Below are 18,744 nucleotides of genomic sequence, written 5' to 3'. Positions count from 1 at the left end.
ATGGGACTTGCCGAGGGGCGCGTGGTCATCGTGACGGGCGCGGGGCGGGGACTGGGCCGCGCCCACGCGCTGGCCTTCGCGGCGCAAGGGGCGCGGGTCGTGGTCAACGACCTCGGCGTGGGGCTCGACGGGCTCCCCGGCCCCGACAGCCCGGCCGCCCGAGTGGTGGCCGAGATCGAGGCGGCGGGAGGGGAGGCCGTCGCGCACGGCGGGGACATCGCCACCGGCGAGGGCGCGGCGTCCCTGGTGGAGTGCGCACTCGGGGCGTTCGGCCGCCTGGACACGCTGGTCAACAACGCCGGGTTCCTGCGGGACCGGATGCTGGTGAACCTGGACGAGGACGACTGGGACGCGGTGGTCCGGGTCCACCTGAAAGGGCACTTCCTGCCGCTCAAGCACGCGGCGGTGTACTGGCGGGCCGAGGCGAAGGCGGGGCGGCCCGTCGCGGCACGGGTGGTCAACACCTCCTCGGGCGCGGGGCTGCTGGGCTCGGTCGGACAGGGGAACTACAGCGCGGCCAAGGCGGGGATCCTGGCGCTGACGCTGGTCGCGGCGGCGGAGATGGGCCGCTACGGGGTCCAGGTCAACGCGATCGCGCCGGCCGCGCGGACCCGGATGACGGAACGGACCTTCGCCGGGGCCATGGCGGCGCCGGGCGGGGGCGGCTTCGACGCGATGGCCCCGGAGAACGTGTCGCCGCTGGTGGTGTGGCTGGGCTCGGCGGCCTCGGAGGGGGTGACGGGGCGCGTCTTCGAGGCGGAGGGGGGCCGGATCACGGTGATGGAGGGCTGGCGGCCCGGCCCGACGGCCGAGCGCTCCGCGCGCTGGACGCCGTCGGAGGCGGGCGAGACGGCGGCGAAGCTCCTGGCGCGCGCGCAGCCCCCGGGGGCGGTCTACGGATCGGGGCAGTAGCGCGCCGGCCCCGTCCGCCGAGGGGGACCTGCGCCCCCGGCCGGGGGGCGTCGCGACCGTACCGCTCGGACACCCGGCCCGGGGGCGCTGTGGCCTGGCGCCGGGCGGGGCGGGGTTCGCGGCGGCGGCCCCGGGCCGGGCTGGCCTTCGGCCCGGTGTCGTGACGCCGCGCGCGGGGCCCGGGGCCGGCCTTCTGCCCGGGGCGTTATGGCGCCATGCCGGGCGGCGCCGAGTCCCGGATAGCGGCCGGGGGTTGGGGGAGGGCGGCCCCCGGCCCGGGGTTGGCCTTGGCCCGGGGTGTTGTGGCGTGGTGCCGGATGGGGCCCGCGGTGGCGGCCCCCGCAGTCGGCCTTCGGCCCCGGGGCGTTGCGGCCCGTCAGGCGCGGCGGGGGCTGGGGCGCGGTCCGGGGTCGGGACGCGCCGCGGGCCCGGCCCCCTGGCGAGGGGTCGGGTCCGGGGCTTCGCGCGTGCGTTGCGGTATGACTACCCGCTACGCCTCCCCGCCGAACCATCCTGGCCCCGACTTCCCATCGGCGATGCTGTGATCATGCCGATTCACACGTACGAGAACACCTCCCGCACCGCCGCGGCGGGTCCGCTCACCCTCCACTACCACGAGGCCGGCCCCGCCGACGCCCCCGTTCTCGTCATGCTGCACGGTGGCGGCCCGGGCGCCTCGGGCTGGGGAAACTTCGCCGACAACCTGCCCCACTTCGCCGAGCGCTTCCGTACGCTGCTCATCGACCAGCCCGGATACGGCCGCTCCGACCTGCCGGAGCCCGACCGCGACTACTTCTCGTACAGCGCCCACGCCGTCGTCGCCCTCATGGACGAACTCCGCATACCCCGCGCCCACTTCCTCGGGACCTCGCTCGGTGGCGGCACCGCCGCCCGGATCGCCCTCGGCCACCCCGACCGGGTGGGCAGGCTGCTGCTGAACGCCCCCGCCGGGCTCTCCCTGAACCTCTTCTCCGCCGCGCCCACCGAAGGCCTGCGGCGGCTCATCGAGTTCGGCGGCTCGCCCGAGCCGACCCGCGAGCAGATGCGGGCCTTCCTCAGCACCCTCGTGCACGACCCGTCCCTCGTCACCGACGCACTCGTCGAGGAGCGCTACGCCGAGGCCGTCGACCCGCGCGCCCGGCTGGGCAGTGCCCGGATGGCCGCCTCGTTCGCCAAGTGGCCCGAGGGTTCGCTCCTGTGGCGCGAGACGCACCGCATCGGCTGCCCGGTGCTGCTGACCTGGGGGCGGGAGGACCGCGTCACCCCCGTCGGCGGGGCGTTCGTCGCACTCAAGGCCATCCCCGACGCCCGGCTCCACGTCTTCCCCCGCTGCGGCCACCTGGTCCAGGCCGAGGCCGCCGAAGACTTCCAGCGCCTGGCCGCGGACTTCTTCCTCCACTGACGGCCTGGCCCGGCCCGGCCGGTCCCGCCGGTCAGGTGTCGACATCGAGCTCCGTGCGGCACAGGCCGCACCGCGCGGTGAGCCGGCCCCGCCCGGCCGGGAGCCGCAGCCGCTGGGCACAGACCGGGCAGCGGAAGCCGACCCGCAGGGCGGCGCCCTGGCCCTCGAAGCGGTACGCGGCTCCCGGCGCGGCCGCCCCGGCCCGGCGGCCGTGGGCGTAGCGGCGGCGCTCCGCCCACGGCGCGGCCGCCAGCGGGGGCAGGCGGTGGTCCCGGTCGGCGAGCGCGCGGCCGCGCACGTAGGCCTCGTAGGCCTGGGGGCTGGTGAACCAGGTGGACAGGTCCTCGCCGAACAGGCGGCCGCGCTTGGCGAGGACGTAGCCGAACTCCTCGGGCGTGAGGTAGCCGAGCTTCTGGTGGGTCAGGGCGTCCTCGCGGTAGGCGTCGAGCAGCAGCCAGCCCGCCCCGAGGCAGGCGGCCGCGGTGTCGGTGAGGATCTCGTTCTCGGCGGTGGTGGGGAAGGCCAGGTCGAGCCGGTGCAGCAGGACGTGCGCGGCCTCGTGGGCCAAGGCGGCGGCCAGATCGCGGCGGTGGGTGCGGAAGCGCTCGTTCACCTCGACGAAGTACTCGGGTCCGGCCGTCAGCTCCACGGAGGCCGCCTCCGCCATCGGCCGGAAGCCGACCACCATCCGGGCGTCGGGCAGCCGTAGCGTGCGCACCACGGCGGAAGCCACGCGGTGCGCGCCGAGGTACAGGTCCTCGTCGTCGCCGAAGGCCGCCTCGGCGGGGGCGAGGCTCGCCCCGTACGCCAGGACGCCCTCGTAGGAGAGCCGCCGGAACAGCGCCGTGATCGCCTTGCGCACCGTTTCCAGATGCGGAAATCCGTGCGCGACCGGGCTGCTGTGCCTGCCGTTCTGCGTCATGGAGCCCTCCTCGCCGCAATCACGGCAGCGACGCGCGGAAGTTGTCCGAAAACGCGTTCTTGTTGCCCGGGCGGCGGCGTTGTGTCATGGACGCGTCATCACCCGTGACGCGCACGGCCCAACCCCCCACGAAAGGCAGTGTGTCGACTGTGTCCACCCTTGCCACCCTCCTCAAGCGCGCCCTCGCCGTCGGCGCCGTCGCCCTCGCGGCCGTCAGCCTCCAGCCGGGCTCCGCCACCGCCTCACCGACCCCCGTCGTCGGTGGAACGCGGGCCGCACAAGGCGAGTTCCCGTTCATGGTCCGCCTCTCCATGGGCTGCGGCGGCGCCCTCTACACCCAGCAGATCGTCCTCACCGCAGCCCACTGCGTGAACGGCTCCGGGAACAACACCTCCATTACCGCCACCGCCGGCGTCGTCGACCTCAACAGCACCAGCGCCATCAAGGTCAAGTCCACCAAGGTGCTCCAGGCGCCCGGCTACAACGGCTCCGGCAAGGACTGGGCGCTCATCAAGCTCGCCAAGCCCATCAACCTGCCCACCCTCAAGATCGCCGACACCAAGGCCTACGACAACGGCACCTTCACCATCGCCGGCTGGGGCGCCGCCCGCGAAGGCGGCGGCCAGCAGCGGTACCTGCTCAAGGCCACCGTCCCCTTCGTCTCCGACGCCGCCTGCCAGAGCGCGTACGGCAGCGACCTCGTCCCCGGCGACGAGATCTGCGCCGGCTACGACCAGGGCGGCGTCGACACCTGCCAGGGCGACTCCGGCGGCCCGATGTTCCGTCGCGACAACACCAACGCCTGGATCCAGGTGGGCATAGTCAGCTGGGGCGAGGGCTGCGCCCGGCCCGGCTACCCCGGCGTGTACTCGGAGGTCTCCACCTTCGCCGCCGACATCAGGGCGGCGGCCGCCGGCCTCTGACCCACCCCGCCCCGGCCTCCCGGCCCGCTCCGGCCCGGGAGGCCGAGGCCCCCGCCCGCCCGAAGCCCGTGCCCGCCCGGGGCGCGCGCCCGTCCGAAGCCCGGGCCCGCACCGCCCAAGGCGCCCACCCGAAGCGCGCGCCGCCCGGGGCCCGCACCGCCCGGGGCGACCGCCCGTCACCGCCCGCATCCCCACCGTCACCGCACACCCCGGCCCGCCCAGGCCCGGTCGTCTCACTGACCGGCCGACCAGGTCGACAGCCGTTCACGCACGTATTCTCGGGGACCATGAACACCAGCCACCCCGACGAGCCCGACGTCACCGGTCAGGCGACCGGCGAGACGCCCGGCCAGACGACCGGCGAGGACGTCACCGCCGAACTGGCCCGCCTCAGGGACAGCATCGACAACATCGACGCGGCCGTCGTCCACATGCTCGCCGAGCGCTTCAAGTGCACCCAGCAGGTCGGCCACCTCAAGGCCCGCCACCAGCTGCCCCCCGCGGACCCGAGCCGCGAGGCCCGCCAGATCGCCCGCCTGCGCCAGCTCGCCGAGAACGCCAAACTCGACCCGGCCTTCGCGGAAAAGCTCCTCAACTTCATCATCGCCGAGGTCATCCGCCACCACGAGACGATCGCTGCGGGCGAAGAGTAGACCCCTGGGGCCCGGCCGCCGCATCCGGCAGCATGGGCCCCATGTCCTCCGCCCTGACGCGCGACGAAGCGCAGCTCCGAGCCCAGCTCCTCGACGTCCACCACTACGCCGTCACCCTCGACCTGACCACCGGCGACGAGACCTTCGACTCCGCGACCGTCATCCGGTTCAGCGCCCGCACCCCCGGTGACACGTTCCTCGAACTCAAACCGGAGGAACTGCGCTCCGTCGAGCTCGACGGCCACCCCCTCGACCCTTCCACCCTCGACGGCAGCCGCCTCCCGCTGACCGGCCTCGCCGAAGGCCCCCACGAACTGCGCGTCGACACCCGCATGCGCTACTCCCGTACCGGCGAGGGCCTGCACCGCTTCACCGACCCCGAGGACGGGGAGACGTACGTCTACACCCAGATGTTCATGGACGACGTCCAGCGCGTCTTCCCCGCCTTCGACCAGCCCGACCTCAAGGCCGTCTTCGAGTTCACCGTCACCGCGCCCTCCCACTGGTACGTCCTCGCCAACGGCATCACCACCCGCACCGGCGACCGCGAGGGCGACGGCGCGGGAATCTGGACCTCCGCCCCCACCCCCGTCATCTCCACCTACCTCGCCGCCGTCGCCGCCGGCCCCTGGCACAGCGTCCGCACCGACCACGCCGGGCTGCCCTTCGCCCTCCACTGCCGGCGCTCCCTGGCCCCCCACCTCGACGCGGACGCCGAGGAGATCCTCTCCGTCACCAAGGACTGCTTCGACCGCTACCACGAAAAGTTCGCCGAGCCCTACCCCTTCGACTCCTACGACCAGGCCTTCGTCCCCGAATTCAACGCGGGCGCCATGGAGAACCCCGGCCTCGTCACCTTCCGCGACGAATTCATCTTCCGCTCCGCCGTCACCGACACCGAACGCCAGCGCCGCGCCATGGTCATCGCCCACGAGATGGCCCACATGTGGTTCGGCGACCTCGTCACCCTGCGCTGGTGGGACGACATCTGGCTGAACGAGTCCTTCGCCGAGTACATGGGCTACCAGACCCTCGTCGAAGCCACCCGCTTCACCGGCACCTGGACCGAGTTCGGCATGGAACGCAAGCCCTGGGGCTACGACGCCGACCAGCGGCCCTCCACCCACCCCGTCGCCCCCGACGCCGTCCCCGACACCGCCTCCGCCCTCCTCAACTTCGACGGCATCTCCTACGCCAAGGGCGCATCCGCGCTGCGCCAGCTCGTCGCCTGGCTCGGCGAAAAGGACTTCCTCGACGGCATCAACACCCACTTCACCCGCCACAAGTTCGCCAACGCCTCACTCGCCGACTTCGTCGACTCCCTCGCCGCCCACACCGAACGCGACGTCCACGCCTGGGCCGACGTGTGGCTGCGCACCACCGGCGTCGACACCCTCAGCCCCCGCATCGAGGAGAACGCCTCCGGCTGGACCCTCACCGTCGACCACCACGGCAGCCGCCCCCACCACATCGGCGTCGGCCTCTACGACCGCGTACCGGGCCGCCGCGATCTCGAACTGCGCGAGCGCCTCAGCCTCGACGTACCCTCCGACGAGGTCCTCTCCGTCAGCGGCCCCCGCCCCGCCCTGGTCCTCCTCAACGACGGCGACCTCGGCTACGCCAAGATCCGCCTCGACGCCACCTCCGTCGAAACCGCCCTGCGCAGCCTGTCCGCCCTGCCCGACCCGCTCACCCGCGCCGTCGTGTGGAACTCCCTGCGCGACATGGTCCGCGACGGCGAACTGGAACCGGACGCCTACCTGGAAACCGCCCGCGCCCACCTGCCGGACGAGCAGGACCTGGCCATCGTCCAAGGCGTACTCGCCTTCGCCCGGACCCACATCGCCGCCCGCTACGTCGCCCCCGCGCAGCGCACCGCCGCCCTCGCCACCATCACCGACACCGCCCGCGCCCTGCTGCGCCGCACCGAGGACGGGTCCGACCCCGGCCTGCGCCTGGCCGCCGTACGCGTCCGCATCGACAGCGCCACCCAGCCCGACACCCTCGCCACCTGGCTGGCCGACGGCACCGTACCCGGCGGGCCCGAACTCGACCCCGAACTGCGCTGGCGCATCCTGGCCCGGCTCGCCGTCCTCGGCGCCGTCGGCGAGAGCGACATCACCGCCGCCCTCGCCGCCGACCCCACCGCCACCGGCGAGGAAGGCGCCGCCCGCTGCCGCGCGGCACTGCCCAGCGCCGAAGCCAAGGAAGCCGCCTGGAACCGGCTCTTCCACGACGACACCCTGTCCAACTACCTGTTCAGCGCCACCGCCCAGGGCTTCTGGCAGCCCGAACAGGCCGACCTCGTCCAGGACTACGTCCCGCGCTACTACCCCGAGGCGATCGCCGTCGCGGCCCGCCGCGGACCCGCCATCGGCGACGCCGCCGGCCGCTGGGCCTTCCCCGCCCACGCCGTCGACGAGGACAACCTGCGGGCCGGGCGCGCCTGCCTCGAAGACCCCGAGCTCATCCCGCTGCTGCGGCGCAAGCTCGTCGACCAGCTCGACGACCTCGCCCGCGCCCTGCGCGTACGCACCGCGGGCTGACCCACTGCCGCCGCCCCCCGAACGACAGGGCCACCGGTCGAACAGCCGGCCGTGCGCCCCACCCGTACGGGGCAATCGGACAAACCCCGGCGGTTACCCCATTCGGGTCTGATCGTTGTGCTGGGCGGGGACCGGACTGTCCCCGCCCAGCCACGGTTTAAGGACACCCGATGACCAGCCCGCCCGGCACCCCGACGCCCCTGCCCCCGCTCGCCGGCGGCCCCGGCGGCGCCGACGCCCTGCGGCCCCTCATCGACACCGTCCTCGGCGCCCTGCGCACCGGAGCCGAAGAACGCGGTGGCCCCCTCCCCGCCGGCGGACCCGAAACCGTCACCGCCCGCGTCCTGGCCGCACTGGGCGACGTACTCCCCACCCACGGCACCGGCGACCACGAAGCCCTGCGCACCCTCGTCCACACCCTCACCGCCGGCGCCGCGGATCCCGCCGACCCCCTGTGCGCCGCCCACCTGCACTGCCCGCCACTCGCCGTCGCCGCAGCAGCCGACCTCGCCGCGAGCGCCCTCAACCCCTCCCTCGACTCCTGGGACCAGGCCCCCGCCGCCTCCGCCGTCGAAGCGCTCCTCACCCGCACCCTCGCCGCCGAGTTCTACGACACCCCCCGCGCCGACGCCCTCGTCACCACCGGCGGCACCGAAGCCAACCAGCTCGCCCTGCTCCTGGCCCGCGAACGCCACGGACCCCGCCTCACCGTCCTCCACGGAACCAACGCCCACCACTCCGTGCCCCGCTCCGCATGGCTCCTCGGGCTGCCCCCCGCCATCGCCCTCCCCACCCCCACCGGGACACTCGACCCCGACCGCGTCGCCGAAGCCCTCACCCGCACCACCGGCCCCGTCCTCGTCGCCGCCACCGCAGGCACCACCGACGCCGGCCTCATCGACCCCCTCGGCCCCCTCGCCGACCTCTGCCACCAGCACGGCGCCGACCTCCACATCGACGCCGCCTACGGGGGCCTCCTCGCCCTCAGCCCCCGCCACCGCACCAAGGTCGAAGGCCTCTCCCGCGCCCACTCCCTCACCCTCGACCTGCACAAACTCGGCTGGCAACCCGTCGCCGCGGGACTCCTCGCCGTCCCCGACACCGCCCTGCTGGCCCCTCTCGCCCACCAGGCCGACTACCTCAACGCCACCGACGACACCGAAGCAGGCCTCCCCGACCTCCTCGGCCGCTCCCTGCGCACCACCCGCCGCCCCGACGCCCTCAAGATCGCCACCACCCTGCGCTCACTCGGCCGCGACGGACTCGCCCACCTCATCGACCTCACCTGCGCCGCAGCCCACCGGCTCGCCGAACTCCTCGACGCACACCCCGGCTTCGAACTCCACGCGCCCCCCACCATCAGCACGGTCCTCTTCCGCCCCACCCCCACGGACGACGACCAGCTCGCGGCCCTGCGCCGCACCCTCCTCCTCGACGGCAGCGCCGTGCTCGGCCGCGCCACCGCCGGCGGCCGCCTCTGGCTCAAAGCCACCCTCCTCAACCCCCACACCACGCAGCGGGACCTGCAAGCCCTCCTCACCCTCCTGGCCCCGACCCCCTCCCGGAAGGCAGCACCCACCGATGACCGCGCAGCCCGAAGCACCCCATGACCTCGTAGGAATCGGCATCGGCCCCTTCAACCTCTCCCTCGCCGCCCTCGCCCACGGCCTCCCACGGCAAGGAACCGGCGAACTGGCCACCGCCTTCTACGACCAGCGCCGCGACTTCCGCTGGCACCCCGGACTCCTCATCGACGGAGCCACCCTGCAAGTCCCCTTCCTCGCCGACCTCGTCACCCTCGCCGACCCCACCAGCCCCTGGAGCTACCTCAACTACCTCCGGCACAAGGAACGCATGTTCCCCTTCTACTTCGCCGAGCAGTTCCACATCCAACGCGCCGAATACGACGCCTACTGCCGCTGGGTAGCCGGCCGCCTCCCCGGACTCCACTTCGGCCACCAAGTCGACGCCGTCCGCTGGAACCCCGAACGCGACGTCTTCGAAGTCGACTTCACCCAACTCGACAGCGACGGCGAAGCCGAAGCCCTCGGCCGCACCTACACCCGCAACCTCGCCCTCGGCATCGGTACCGCCCCCCACATCCCCGAACCCCTGCGCCCCCTCGCCGAAGCCCCGACCGTCCCCGTCATCCACTCCTGCGACTACCTCGACAACCGCGAACGCGTCCTCGGCGCCGAACACGTCACCGTCATCGGATCAGGGCAGTCCGGAGCCGAAGTCTTCCTCGACCTGCTCCGCGCCCGCCCCGCCGGCCGCGAACGCCTCACCTGGCTCGCCCGCACCCCCTCCTTCGCCCCCATGGAGTACTCCAAACTCGGCCTGGAACACTTCACCCCCGACTACACCCGCTACTTCCACGCCCTGCCCGAACCCGTCCGCGACCAGCTCGTCCCCGCCCAATGGCAACTCCACAAGGGCATCGACGCCGACACCATCGCCGCCATCCACGAAGAGCTCTACCGCCGCACCCTCCACGGCGGCTGGCCCGACGCCGTCCTCACCCCCGGCGTCAGCGTCCGCACCGCCGGCCGCGTCGCCACCACCAAAGTCGAACTCCACCTCGAACACACCCAGCAAGGCACCCGCTCCCGCCTCACCACCGACGCCGTCATCCTCGCCACCGGCTACCGCGAACGCCCCCTCACCAGCCTCCTCGCCGGCCTCGACCCCTACCTCCGCAAGGACTCCTCGGGCCGCCCCCGCATCGACGACCGCTACCGGATGATCCTCGACCCCAGCATCACCGGCAGCGTCTACGTCCAGAACGGCGAACGCCACACCCACGGCGTCGGAGCCCCCGACCTCGGCCTCGCGGCCTGGCGCAGCGCCGCCATCCTGAACACCCTCACCGGCAAAGAGGCCTACCCGCAGCCCGCCCGCACCGCATTCACCACCTTCGGCCTCGACCAGCGGGAACACGCCCGCCCCCACCCCGCGAGCGAACTGCTCCCGCTGGTCGAACACCCCTGACGGCCACCACCCGACAACCGGCCACGCGGGACCGGCCCGGCGGCACCCGGCCACACCAAGGCCGGCCGGCCAACGTGGCTACGCGAAGACCGGCACCCCGGCCCGCGTCAGCCGCCAGTCCACCGAAGCGAACTGCGCCGGATCGATCGTCCCCTTCGCCTTCACCCACTGGATGATCGTGTTGCGTATCTCCTCCGAGTTCGACCACAGCTGCCCGGCCTGCGGGACGTGCGGGAAGTTCCCCCCGCCCGAGGCCCGGTAGTTGTTCACCGCGAACACGAACCGCGCCGCCGGATCCAACGGCTTCCCCTGGAAGGCCAACCCCGTGATCCGCGACCCCACCGGCTGCGCGATGTCGATGTCGTACGTCAACCCGTACACCGCGTCATAGTTGTAATCCGGAACGTTCTCCGAGTTCGTCAACTTCGCCGGGTCCACCACATCGCCCGGAGCAGTACGCACGTAATACCGCGCCGAGTACTCGAGGTAATCCTTCACCTGCGCACCCGTCAGCAGCCGCGCCTCCAAGGTGTTCTCAAACGGGTACAGCCCCGCCGCATCCTTGATCGTCACCTGCCCGGCCGGGATCGCCGCCGTCCGCGAGAAACACGAAGCCTGCGACAACACCGGCAGCGCCGCCCACTGCGTACCCGCCAGAGCCGCCTTCACCGTCTCCGCCTGCACGTGGTTGATCAGATCGATGATCGGAACGTCCTTCACCGGACCCTCAGCCGAAGACATCGCCTGCACCGACGTACCGATCACCTGGTTCACGTACGCGACGACCTTGCGGTGCTCGTCCGACAACAGCCCCGTGATCTTCGGATCCTCCACCGCCGTGTTCGAATCCAGCACCTGCGCCGCGACCTTCGCCACCGACCAGCGACCCCGCTCCCACACCAGCTCGAAGTCGAACAACGTCAGCCGCTGCCCCCACTTCAACGGCTCGGACAGCACCACGTCCTTACCGGTCGCCTTGTTCCTCACCCGGTACTCGGGGATCTCCGTGTGCGCATGACCCACCAAGATCGCGTCGATCCCCGGCACCTGCTCCGCCACCAGCCCGGCCGCGTTCTCGACGTACGGCAGCTGGTCCCCGTAGCTCGACGTACCGCTGGAACCCGAATGCGCCGCCACGACCACCACATCGGCGCCCATCGAACGCAGCCGCGGCACGAACTTCGCCGCCTGCTCCTCCAGACCCGGGAACGTCATCTTCCCCTGCACGTTCGCCTTGTCCCAGATCGCGATCCCCGGATTCGTCAACCCCAGCACCGCCACCTTCACATCCCGCCCGTGCGGAGTCCGCAACCGGTGCATGCTGTACGGCGGGAACGCCGGCTGCAACGTCTTCGCATCCAGCGCATTCGCCCCCAGCAACGGGAAACGGCACTGCTCCTGGAACTTGCGCAACACCGGAATGCCGTAGTTGAACTCGTGGTTGCCGAGCGCCGCGGCGTCGTACCCGATCGCGTTCATCGCCTGCGCCATCGGATGCACCGGACCCCGCCGCGCGGTGATCGGATCCACCTTCGCGTAGTAGTACGCCAGCTGCGTGCCCTGGATCGTGTCTCCGGCATCGATCAGCAGCGTGTTACAGCGCCCCTTCTGCGCCCGCACCCGCTCCACCAGCGTGGAGATCTTCGCGAGACCGACGTCGTTGTGGGCCTTGTCGTCGAACTCCTTGTCCGTGAAGTAGTCCCAGTTGAAGACGTTCCCGTGCAGATCGGTCGTCCCCATCACCGTGAACGAGTACGTCCGCGGCCCGGGCCCGTGCCCCGGCTGCTGCCCGCTCACCGCGGCCGCGGCCGGAGTGCCCGCGCCCCCCGCCAGCGCCACAGCCGCACCCGTCGCAGCCGAAGTACCCAGAAAAGTCCTGCGGTCGAACGCCATGCCATCTCCCCTGTCTGAGGCGTATACAACGCGCGTAGATTCTGACCCACGGGTAACAACCCACAACACCCCCAACAGGTTTCGATCCGATGACCACACCCGGACGAGCGACAGTGCGACAGTGAAACCATGACTCAGGACGCCATGCACCAGCCCTACGGAACCCCCGAAGTCCCGCGCGTCGCGGTCCGCGGCGAAGCCCGGCTCGAAGTCGACCCCGAAATCGCCCGCATCGGCATCACCGTCAACGCCCGCGGCACCGACCGCCGCACCGCACTCGAAGACCTCACCCGCCGCAACAACGCCGTACTCGACCTCATCAAGAGCTACGGCGACCCCGTCGAAAAACTCGAAACCGGCGCCTTCTCCATCACCCCCGAACTCACCCGCCACGGCCGCGCCGAACGCGTCCGCGCCTACCACGGCCGCGTCGTCATCACCGCCGAACTGAGCGACTTCACCACCCTCGGCGAACTCACCACCCGCCTCGCCGACCTCGACCTCACCCGCGTCGACGGCCCCTGGTGGGCCCTGCGCCCCACCTCACCCGCCCACGGCCAAGCCCGCCGCCAAGCCGTACTCGAAGCCGTCCAGCGCGCCCGCGAATACGCCGAAGCCCTCGGCGCCGGCCTCACCGCCCTCGTCGAACTCGCCGACCTCGGCGCCGACGACGCCACCCCCTACGGCACCCCCGCCGGTGCCGGCATGCGCACCATGGCCTACGGCGCCCCCGCCGAAGACGCCGGCGCACCGCCACTCGACCTCGAACCCCAGCGCCAGACCGTCTACGCCCAGGTGAACGCCCGCTTCACCATGACCCCGCCCCGGCTCTGACACCCCCATGACGGCATTCCGGGGGTGCTCATCAGAGCACCCCCACGCACATTCAACAAATGTCAACAACCTTTCTCCCAAAGGTTGTTGAGTGGACACCCGGAACCAATTTCCTACTCCCTGGTAGGGGCATACGCTCGCCTCATGCGCCGAGCAAAAATCGTTTGTACCCTGGGACCCGCCACCGACTCATACGACCAGATCAAAGCCCTGGTCGAAGCCGGAATGGACATCGCCCGCCTCAACCTCAGCCACGGCACCTACGCCGAACACGAGGAGCGCTACCAGCGCGTACGCAAGGCCTCCGACGAGACCGGCCGCAGCGTCGGCGTCCTCGCCGACCTTCAAGGCCCGAAGATCCGCCTCGGCCGCTTCCACGAAGGACCCGTACTCCTTGAACGCGGCGACGAATTCACCATCACCGTCGAAGACCACGAAGGCGACCGCCACACCTGCGGCACCACCTACAAAGGCCTCGCCGCAGACGTCACCACAGGCGAACGCATCCTCGTCGACGACGGCCGCGTCACCCTCCAAGTCGTAGGCGTCGACGGCCCCCACGTCCACACCCTCGTCATCGAAGGCGGCATGGTCTCCGACCACAAGGGACTCAACCTCCCCGGCGTCGCAGTCTCCGTCCCCGCCCTCTCCGAAAAAGACATCGAAGACCTCCGCTGGGCCCTGCGCGCCGGCGCCGACATCATCGCCCTCTCCTTCGTCCGCAGCGGCCGCGACATCGAAGACGTCCACCGCATCATGGACGAGGAAGGCCGCCGGCTCCCCGTCATCGCGAAGATCGAAAAGCCCCAGGCCGTGGAGAACATCGACGACATCGTCGCCGCCTTCGACGGCATCATGGTCGCCCGCGGCGACCTCGGCGTCGAAATGCCACTCGAACAAGTCCCGATCGTGCAAAAGCGCGCCGTCAAACTCGCCAAGCGCAACGCCAAACCGGTCATCGTCGCCACCCAAATGCTCGACTCGATGATCGAAAACTCCCGGCCCACCCGCGCCGAAGCCTCCGACGTCGCAAACGCCATCATCGACGGAACCGACGCCGTCATGCTCTCCGGGGAAACCAGCGTCGGCAAACACCCCGTCGAAACCGTACGCACCATGGCACGCATCGTCGAAGCCGCCGAAGAAGACATCCTCGCCAAAGGCCTCCCCCCGCTCACCGAACGCAACAAACCCCGCACCCAAGGTGGCGCCGTAGCCCGCGCCGCCGCCGAAATGGGCGACTTCCTCGGCGCCAAATTCCTCGTCGCCTTCACCCAGAGCGGAGACACCGTCCGCCGCCTCTCCCGCTACCGCTCACCCATCCCCCTCCTCGCCTTCACCCCCGACCCCGCCACCCGCTCCCAGCTCAACCTCACCTGGGGCGTCGAAACCTTCCTCGGACCCCACGTCGACTCCACCGACGCCATGGTCGACCAGGTCGAAGAGGAACTCCTGCGGATCGGACGCTGCGTACCCGGCGACATCGTCGTCATCACCGCCGGCTCACCCCCCGGCGTCACCGGCTCCACCAACCTGGTCCGCGTCCACCACATCGGCGACGCCGTCCGCTGACGACACCGGATCGGCCGCGTACGCCAACCCGCCGGAAGCACCCGCTCCCGGCGGGACACCCTCACGCCAGATCGGTACCCGGATCCACCACCCAGTGGTTCGCCGCCAGCACCCGCCCCGCGAACACCACCTCACGCGCGGCCAGCAGCCGGAAACCAAGAGACCGGCAGATACCGTTCGAAGCACCGTTGTCCACTGCCGGAAACGCGTGCACCAACCCCCAGCGCCCCTCCTCCCGCGCCCGCTCCAGCAAGCTGCGGACGGCACGCTTGCCCAGCCCCCGCCCCTGGAACTCCGGCAGCACCATCCACCCGATCTCCGACACCGGACCGTCCTGCGAGTCGTGCGACCACAAGGTCACCGAGCCCGCCACCACCGCCGGCACGGCCGGATCAGGAACGATCATCTTGATCCAGTCGAGATCCGCCGCCGCCCTGCGGACATCCCGCTCGACCTTCTCCTCGATACCCGCACGCGGCAACGGCCCGCCCAGATCGCCCATCATCGCCGGATCGCACCGCATCCTCACGTACGCACCGACATCGCCGAGCTCCACGTCCCGCAACTGCACTGCCCACCCCTTTCGTCCGCCTGACCGCTCCGCTCCGATTCTCCCGGACCGCCGGAGAACGCCTGGAGGCTTGACCTCAAGCTAAGTTGAGGTCCTACCTTCACCGCATGGACTTCAAGCACTACCCCCAAGAGCAGGTCGCCGCCCAAGCCATCGGCTACTGGAGCCGCGAAGCCGCCAACCTCGTCATCACCAGCCTGCGCACCGCCCTCGCCGAAGAAGACCTCACCCAACCCCACTGGTGGATCCTCAACCACGTGGCAGGCGCCCCCGGCGCCTGGACCAGAACCGCCCTCACCGGCAAGCTCACCCGCTTCGACGACCAGAACACCGACTTCGAAGCCGTCTACGACGACCTCACCGACCGGGGCTGGCTCACCACCACCAGCGGCGCCCTCGCCCTCACCGTCGAAGGCGAAGCCGGCCGCCTGCGAGCCCACGACCGCAACGCGGCCGTCCACACCCGCATCCGCCAGGGCATCGACACCCCCGCCTACGCCGCCACCATCGACACCCTCCGCCGCATGGTCGCCAACCTCGGCGGCAACCCCGACCTCCCCTGACCCGCTGTCAGGCCCTGCCGCTACCGTCCGCCCAGGGGCTTCACCAGCGCTTGGGCCATCAGAGGCCGCGCAGATAGGCGTAGGCGGGCTTGTCGGTGGGGGCCGAGCAGGGTGGGGTGAGGGTTCGAGCCGGGTTTGCCAGGCCTGGATGGTCGACCGGGATATGCCGGTCCCCTTGCTGACGGAGTTCAGGCTGCGTCCGTCGGCGAGCAGCCCGATCACGTGGTTGCGGGTGAGCATGTCGTACATGCGGCCGACGCTGGCGTGAGCATTTCGCTCACGCAGTCGATTCCGGCGGAGCTTCGCTGGAACGAGTGAAGGTCACGCGCTTCGCGCGTGACCTTCGAAAATAAGGAGAAGTACCCCGGGTCGGATTCGAACCGACGCTGAATGGGTTTTGAATCCATTGCCTCTACCGCTGGGCTACCGGGGCCCCTTGGAAACGAAGGATACCGAAGACCCTCCGTGACACAAACATACAGGAGCTAGGTAGGCTCATGGGAGCTGAATCGCCCCGCAACGAGGAGCCACCCGTGACCGCCGAGCACGAGTCGACGCCCACGCCCGACGCCGACCAGTCGCACGTTCCGCCGCTGACGACCCGCGTCGTCATCGCCGAGGACGAGGCGCTCATCCGTCTCGACCTGAAAGAGATGCTCGAAGAGGAGGGGTACTCCGTCGTCGGCGAGGCCGGGGACGGCCAGGCCGCCGTCGAGCTGGCCCGGGAGCACCGGCCCGACCTGGTGATCCTCGATGTGAAGATGCCGGTCCTCGACGGGATCTCCGCCGCCGAGAAGATCGCGGAGGAGTCCATCGCGCCGGTGCTGATGCTGACCGCGTTCTCGCAACGCGACCTCGTGGAGCGGGCCCGTGACGCCGGGGCGATGGCGTACCTGGTGAAGCCGTTCAGCAAGAGCGACGTCGTTCCGGCCATCGAGATGGCCGTCTCCCGGTTCGCCGAGTTGAAGGCGCTGGAGAAGGAGGTCGCGGACCTTTCGCTGCGGCTGGAGACCCGCAAGCTGGTGGACCGGGCGAAGAGCATCCTGCAGACCCAGTACGGTCTGAGCGAGCCGGCCGCGTTCCGGTGGATCCAGAAGACCTCCATGGACCGCCGTATGTCCATGCAGCAGGTTGCCGAGGCGGTCATCGAGGACGCCGAGGAGAAGAAGCAGAACGCCGCCAAGTAGGGGCGTGGAACGCGCGTGAGGCCCGCCACCGGGTGACGGTGGCGGGCCTCACGCGTGTTGTACGGCGGAGGGGTCAGTCCTCGCCGAGGTAGGCCTTGCGGACGTCCTCGTTGACGAGGAGTTCGCGGCCGGGGCCGGAGAGGACGACCTTGCCGATCTCCATGACGTGGCCCTGGTCGGCGAGCGAGAGCGCCGCCTGGGCGTTCTGCTCGACCAGGAGGATGGTCGTGCCCTGGGACTTGAGTTCGGCGATCGTCGCCATGATCTTCTGCATCATGAGCGGCGAGAGGCCCATCGACGGCTCGTCCAGCATGAGCAGCTTCGGCCGGGACATGAGCGCGCGGCCCATGGCGAGCATCTGCTGTTCGCCGCCCGAGAGGGTGCCCGCGGCCTGCTTGCGGCGTTCCCCGAGGATGGGGAAGAGGTCGTAGGCGCGCTGGACGTCCTTCTGGATGCCGTCTTTGTCGCTGCGCAGGAAGGCGCCGAGGAGGAGGTTGTCCTCGATCGTCATGCGCGGGAAGATGTGCCGCCCCTCGGGGGAGTGGGCGAGTCCGAGCGCGACGATGTTGTGCGCGGGGACCTTCTTGAGCGACTTGCCCTGGAACTTGATCTGGCCGCCGCGCGGTTTGATCAGGCCGGAGAGGGTGCGCAGGGTCGTGGTCTTGCCGGCGCCGTTGGTGCCGATGAGGGTGACGATCTCGCCCTCGTCGACGCTGAAGGAGATGCCTTTGACGGCTTCGATCTTGCCGTAGGCGACGCGGAGGTCCTCGACCTCGAGGAGTGCGGTCACTTGGCTTCTCCGTCCGTGCTGGTGGTGCTGTGCGCCTCCGTGGTTTCCGTGACCTGTGCGGTCTCGGGAGCTTCGGCCGTTTCGGTGGCTTCGGCTGCTTCGGCTGCTTCGGGAGTCTCCGGAGTCTCGGTGGCCTCGGCGGTCTGTGAGGCTTCGGCGGCTTCGACTTCCGCGACTTCTTCGGCGCCGGGGGCGCCTTCGAAGGGTTCGCCGAGGTAGGCGGCGACGACGCGTTCGTCGCTCTGGACCTCGGTGGCGGTGCCTTCGATGAGCTTTTCGCCCTGGACGAGGCAGGCGACGCGGTCGCAGAGGTTGAAGATGAAGCGCATGTCGTGCTCGATGACGAGGACGGCGATGCCCTTGTCGCGGATCGCGAAGATGAGTTCTTCGGTGGTCCGGGTTTCCTGCGGGTTCATGCCGGCGGTGGGCTCGTCCAGGAGGATGAGGCCGGGGTCGCTGGCGAGGGCGCGGGCGATTTCGAGCTTGCGCTGTTCGCCGTAGGGCAGGTTGCGCGCGAGGTGTTCGGCCTTGTGGTCGAGGCCGATGAACTCCAGGAGTTCCATGGCCCGTTCGCGGCTGGCTTGTTCGGCGCGGCCGAAGCTGGGCAGGCGCAGGAGGGCGGACCAGAGGCCCTCCTTGGTGCGGGTGTGGCGGCCGACGAGCACGTTTTCCAGGACCGTCATGTTGTTGAAGAGACGGATGTTCTGGAAGGTGCGGGCGATGCCGGCGGCGGTCACCTTGTACGACTTGGGGGGCAGGACCGTGCCCTTGTACCGGACTTCGCCCTCGGTGGGGATGTAGAGGCCGGTGAGGCAGTTGAAGAAGGTGGTCTTGCCGGCGCCGTTGGGGCCGATGAGGCCGACGATCTCGCCGCTGCGGACGGTGAGGTCGACGTTCTTGACGGCGGTGAGGCCGCCGAATCGCATGGTGACGCCGCGGGCGTCGAGGACGGTCTCGGCGGTTGCCGTGGTGGTCGTCGTCATGG

At 70.8% G+C, this 18,744-nt stretch carries 16 protein-coding genes and 1 tRNA gene; 11 read left to right on the top strand and 6 right to left on the bottom strand.

Annotation, left to right across the window (positions count from 1 at the left end; genetic code table 11):
• Positions 1 to 912 (top strand): SDR family oxidoreductase, encoded by a 912-nt coding sequence (locus IE207_RS00945; RefSeq protein WP_190182056.1) that lies wholly within the window; start codon positions 1 to 3, stop codon positions 910 to 912.
• Positions 913 to 1,459: 547 nt separating this feature from the next.
• Positions 1,460 to 2,314 (top strand): 4,5:9,10-diseco-3-hydroxy-5,9,17-trioxoandrosta-1(10),2-diene-4-oate hydrolase, encoded by an 855-nt coding sequence (gene hsaD / locus IE207_RS00940; RefSeq protein ID WP_190182055.1) that lies wholly within the window; start codon positions 1,460 to 1,462, stop codon positions 2,312 to 2,314.
• Between the two features lie 31 nt (positions 2,315 to 2,345).
• Here the strand turns inward: hsaD and IE207_RS00935 are convergent, their stop codons facing one another.
• On the bottom strand, positions 2,346 to 3,236 hold the full coding sequence (locus tag IE207_RS00935) for a hypothetical protein (protein ID WP_190182054.1): 891 nt from the start codon (positions 3,234 to 3,236) through the stop codon (positions 2,346 to 2,348).
• A 140-nt stretch (positions 3,237 to 3,376) separates the two neighbouring features.
• Between IE207_RS00935 and IE207_RS00930 the strand changes: the two genes are divergently transcribed.
• From IE207_RS00930 to IE207_RS00910, 5 genes are all read left to right on the top strand, one after another.
• Positions 3,377 to 4,159, top strand: a complete 783-nt coding sequence (locus IE207_RS00930) for a serine protease (protein ID WP_229873211.1) — start codon at positions 3,377 to 3,379, stop codon at positions 4,157 to 4,159.
• 287 nt (positions 4,160 to 4,446) lie between these two features.
• Entirely contained in the window at positions 4,447 to 4,812 is a 366-nt protein-coding gene (locus IE207_RS00925) for a chorismate mutase (RefSeq protein WP_190182052.1), read from the top strand.
• Positions 4,813 to 4,844: 32 nt separating this feature from the next.
• Positions 4,845 to 7,358 carry an aminopeptidase N gene (gene pepN / locus IE207_RS00920; protein WP_190182051.1) on the top strand — a complete coding sequence of 838 codons (2,514 nt, stop codon included), beginning with the start codon at positions 4,845 to 4,847 and terminating at the stop codon, positions 7,356 to 7,358.
• Positions 7,359 to 7,528: 170 nt separating this feature from the next.
• Complete coding sequence (locus IE207_RS00915; RefSeq protein ID WP_190182050.1) at positions 7,529 to 8,968, top strand: pyridoxal phosphate-dependent decarboxylase family protein; 1,440 nt, start codon at positions 7,529 to 7,531, stop codon at positions 8,966 to 8,968.
• Complete coding sequence (locus IE207_RS00910; RefSeq protein ID WP_190182049.1) at positions 8,940 to 10,349, top strand: lysine N(6)-hydroxylase/L-ornithine N(5)-oxygenase family protein; 1,410 nt, start codon at positions 8,940 to 8,942, stop codon at positions 10,347 to 10,349. The genes IE207_RS00915 and IE207_RS00910 overlap by 29 nt, the downstream gene beginning before the upstream one ends.
• 78 nt (positions 10,350 to 10,427) lie before the next feature.
• Here IE207_RS00910 and IE207_RS00905 read toward each other — a convergent pair whose 3' ends face one another.
• Positions 10,428 to 12,242 carry a bifunctional metallophosphatase/5'-nucleotidase gene (locus IE207_RS00905; RefSeq protein ID WP_190182048.1) on the bottom strand — a complete coding sequence of 605 codons (1,815 nt, stop codon included), beginning with the start codon at positions 12,240 to 12,242 and terminating at the stop codon, positions 10,428 to 10,430.
• 129 nt (positions 12,243 to 12,371) lie between these two features.
• Between IE207_RS00905 and IE207_RS00900 the strand changes: the two genes are divergently transcribed.
• Positions 12,372 to 13,076 (top strand): SIMPL domain-containing protein, encoded by a 705-nt coding sequence (locus tag IE207_RS00900; protein ID WP_190182047.1) that lies wholly within the window; start codon positions 12,372 to 12,374, stop codon positions 13,074 to 13,076.
• A 144-nt stretch (positions 13,077 to 13,220) separates the two neighbouring features.
• Entirely contained in the window at positions 13,221 to 14,648 is a 1,428-nt protein-coding gene (gene pyk, locus IE207_RS00895) for a pyruvate kinase (protein WP_190182046.1), read from the top strand.
• A 61-nt stretch (positions 14,649 to 14,709) separates the two neighbouring features.
• On the opposite strand, the gene IE207_RS00890 is transcribed toward pyk, so the two are convergent.
• Positions 14,710 to 15,219 (bottom strand): GNAT family N-acetyltransferase, encoded by a 510-nt coding sequence (locus tag IE207_RS00890; RefSeq protein ID WP_190182045.1) that lies wholly within the window; start codon positions 15,217 to 15,219, stop codon positions 14,710 to 14,712.
• A 107-nt stretch (positions 15,220 to 15,326) separates the two neighbouring features.
• Here IE207_RS00890 and IE207_RS00885 point away from each other — a divergent pair, with 107 nt between their 5' ends.
• A complete protein-coding gene (locus tag IE207_RS00885; RefSeq protein WP_190182044.1) occupies positions 15,327 to 15,782 on the top strand; it encodes a winged helix DNA-binding protein in 456 nt (151 codons plus the stop codon).
• 360 nt (positions 15,783 to 16,142) lie between these two features.
• On the opposite strand, the gene IE207_RS00880 is transcribed toward IE207_RS00885, so the two are convergent.
• Positions 16,143 to 16,215: transfer RNA gene (locus IE207_RS00880), tRNA-Leu, on the bottom strand.
• Positions 16,216 to 16,279: 64 nt separating this feature from the next.
• On the opposite strand from IE207_RS00880, the gene IE207_RS00875 reads away from it, so the two are divergent.
• A complete protein-coding gene (locus tag IE207_RS00875) occupies positions 16,280 to 16,969 on the top strand; it encodes an ANTAR domain-containing response regulator (protein WP_373304641.1) in 690 nt (229 codons plus the stop codon).
• Between the two features lie 73 nt (positions 16,970 to 17,042).
• On the opposite strand, the gene IE207_RS00870 is transcribed toward IE207_RS00875, so the two are convergent.
• Together IE207_RS00870 and IE207_RS00865 are read right to left on the bottom strand one after the other, a co-directional pair.
• Positions 17,043 to 17,759, bottom strand: a complete 717-nt coding sequence (locus IE207_RS00870) for an ABC transporter ATP-binding protein (RefSeq protein ID WP_190182042.1) — start codon at positions 17,757 to 17,759, stop codon at positions 17,043 to 17,045.
• Positions 17,756 to 18,742: an ABC transporter ATP-binding protein gene (locus tag IE207_RS00865; RefSeq protein WP_190182041.1), complete on the bottom strand. Its 987-nt coding sequence runs from the start codon at positions 18,740 to 18,742 to the stop codon at positions 17,756 to 17,758. Before IE207_RS00865 ends, IE207_RS00870 begins: the two co-directional genes overlap by 4 nt.
• Between the last annotated feature and the right edge of the window lie 2 nt (positions 18,743 to 18,744).

It is taken from the genome of Streptomyces cirratus, from assembly GCF_014650775.1.
Classification (GTDB): Bacteria; Actinomycetota; Actinomycetes; order Streptomycetales; family Streptomycetaceae; genus Streptomyces; species Streptomyces cirratus.
The sequence above is the reverse complement of the archived record's forward strand: the minus strand, read 5'-3'. Positions and strand labels throughout refer to the sequence as shown.

Excerpts from the sequence above, each read along its gene's own strand:
- IE207_RS00935 (WP_190182054.1), bottom strand. The coding sequence starts at position 3,236 with ATGACGCAGAACGGCAGGCACAGCAGCCCGGTCGCGCACGGATTTCCG.
- IE207_RS00865 (WP_190182041.1), bottom strand. The coding sequence starts at position 18,742 with ATGACGACGACCACCACGGCAACCGCCGAGACCGTCCTCGACGCCCGC.
- IE207_RS00925 (WP_190182052.1), top strand. The coding sequence starts at position 4,447 with ATGAACACCAGCCACCCCGACGAGCCCGACGTCACCGGTCAGGCGACC.
- IE207_RS00910 (WP_190182049.1), top strand. The coding sequence starts at position 8,940 with ATGACCGCGCAGCCCGAAGCACCCCATGACCTCGTAGGAATCGGCATC.
- hsaD (WP_190182055.1), top strand. The coding sequence starts at position 1,460 with ATGCCGATTCACACGTACGAGAACACCTCCCGCACCGCCGCGGCGGGT.
- IE207_RS00900 (WP_190182047.1), top strand. The coding sequence starts at position 12,372 with ATGACTCAGGACGCCATGCACCAGCCCTACGGAACCCCCGAAGTCCCG.
- IE207_RS00915 (WP_190182050.1), top strand. The coding sequence starts at position 7,529 with ATGACCAGCCCGCCCGGCACCCCGACGCCCCTGCCCCCGCTCGCCGGC.
- IE207_RS00945 (WP_190182056.1), top strand. The coding sequence starts at position 1 with ATGGGACTTGCCGAGGGGCGCGTGGTCATCGTGACGGGCGCGGGGCGG.
- pyk (WP_190182046.1), top strand. The coding sequence starts at position 13,221 with ATGCGCCGAGCAAAAATCGTTTGTACCCTGGGACCCGCCACCGACTCA.
- pepN (WP_190182051.1), top strand. The coding sequence starts at position 4,845 with ATGGGCCCCATGTCCTCCGCCCTGACGCGCGACGAAGCGCAGCTCCGA.
- IE207_RS00905 (WP_190182048.1), bottom strand. The coding sequence starts at position 12,242 with ATGGCGTTCGACCGCAGGACTTTTCTGGGTACTTCGGCTGCGACGGGT.
- IE207_RS00885 (WP_190182044.1), top strand. The coding sequence starts at position 15,327 with ATGGACTTCAAGCACTACCCCCAAGAGCAGGTCGCCGCCCAAGCCATC.
- IE207_RS00875 (WP_373304641.1), top strand. The coding sequence starts at position 16,280 with ATGGGAGCTGAATCGCCCCGCAACGAGGAGCCACCCGTGACCGCCGAG.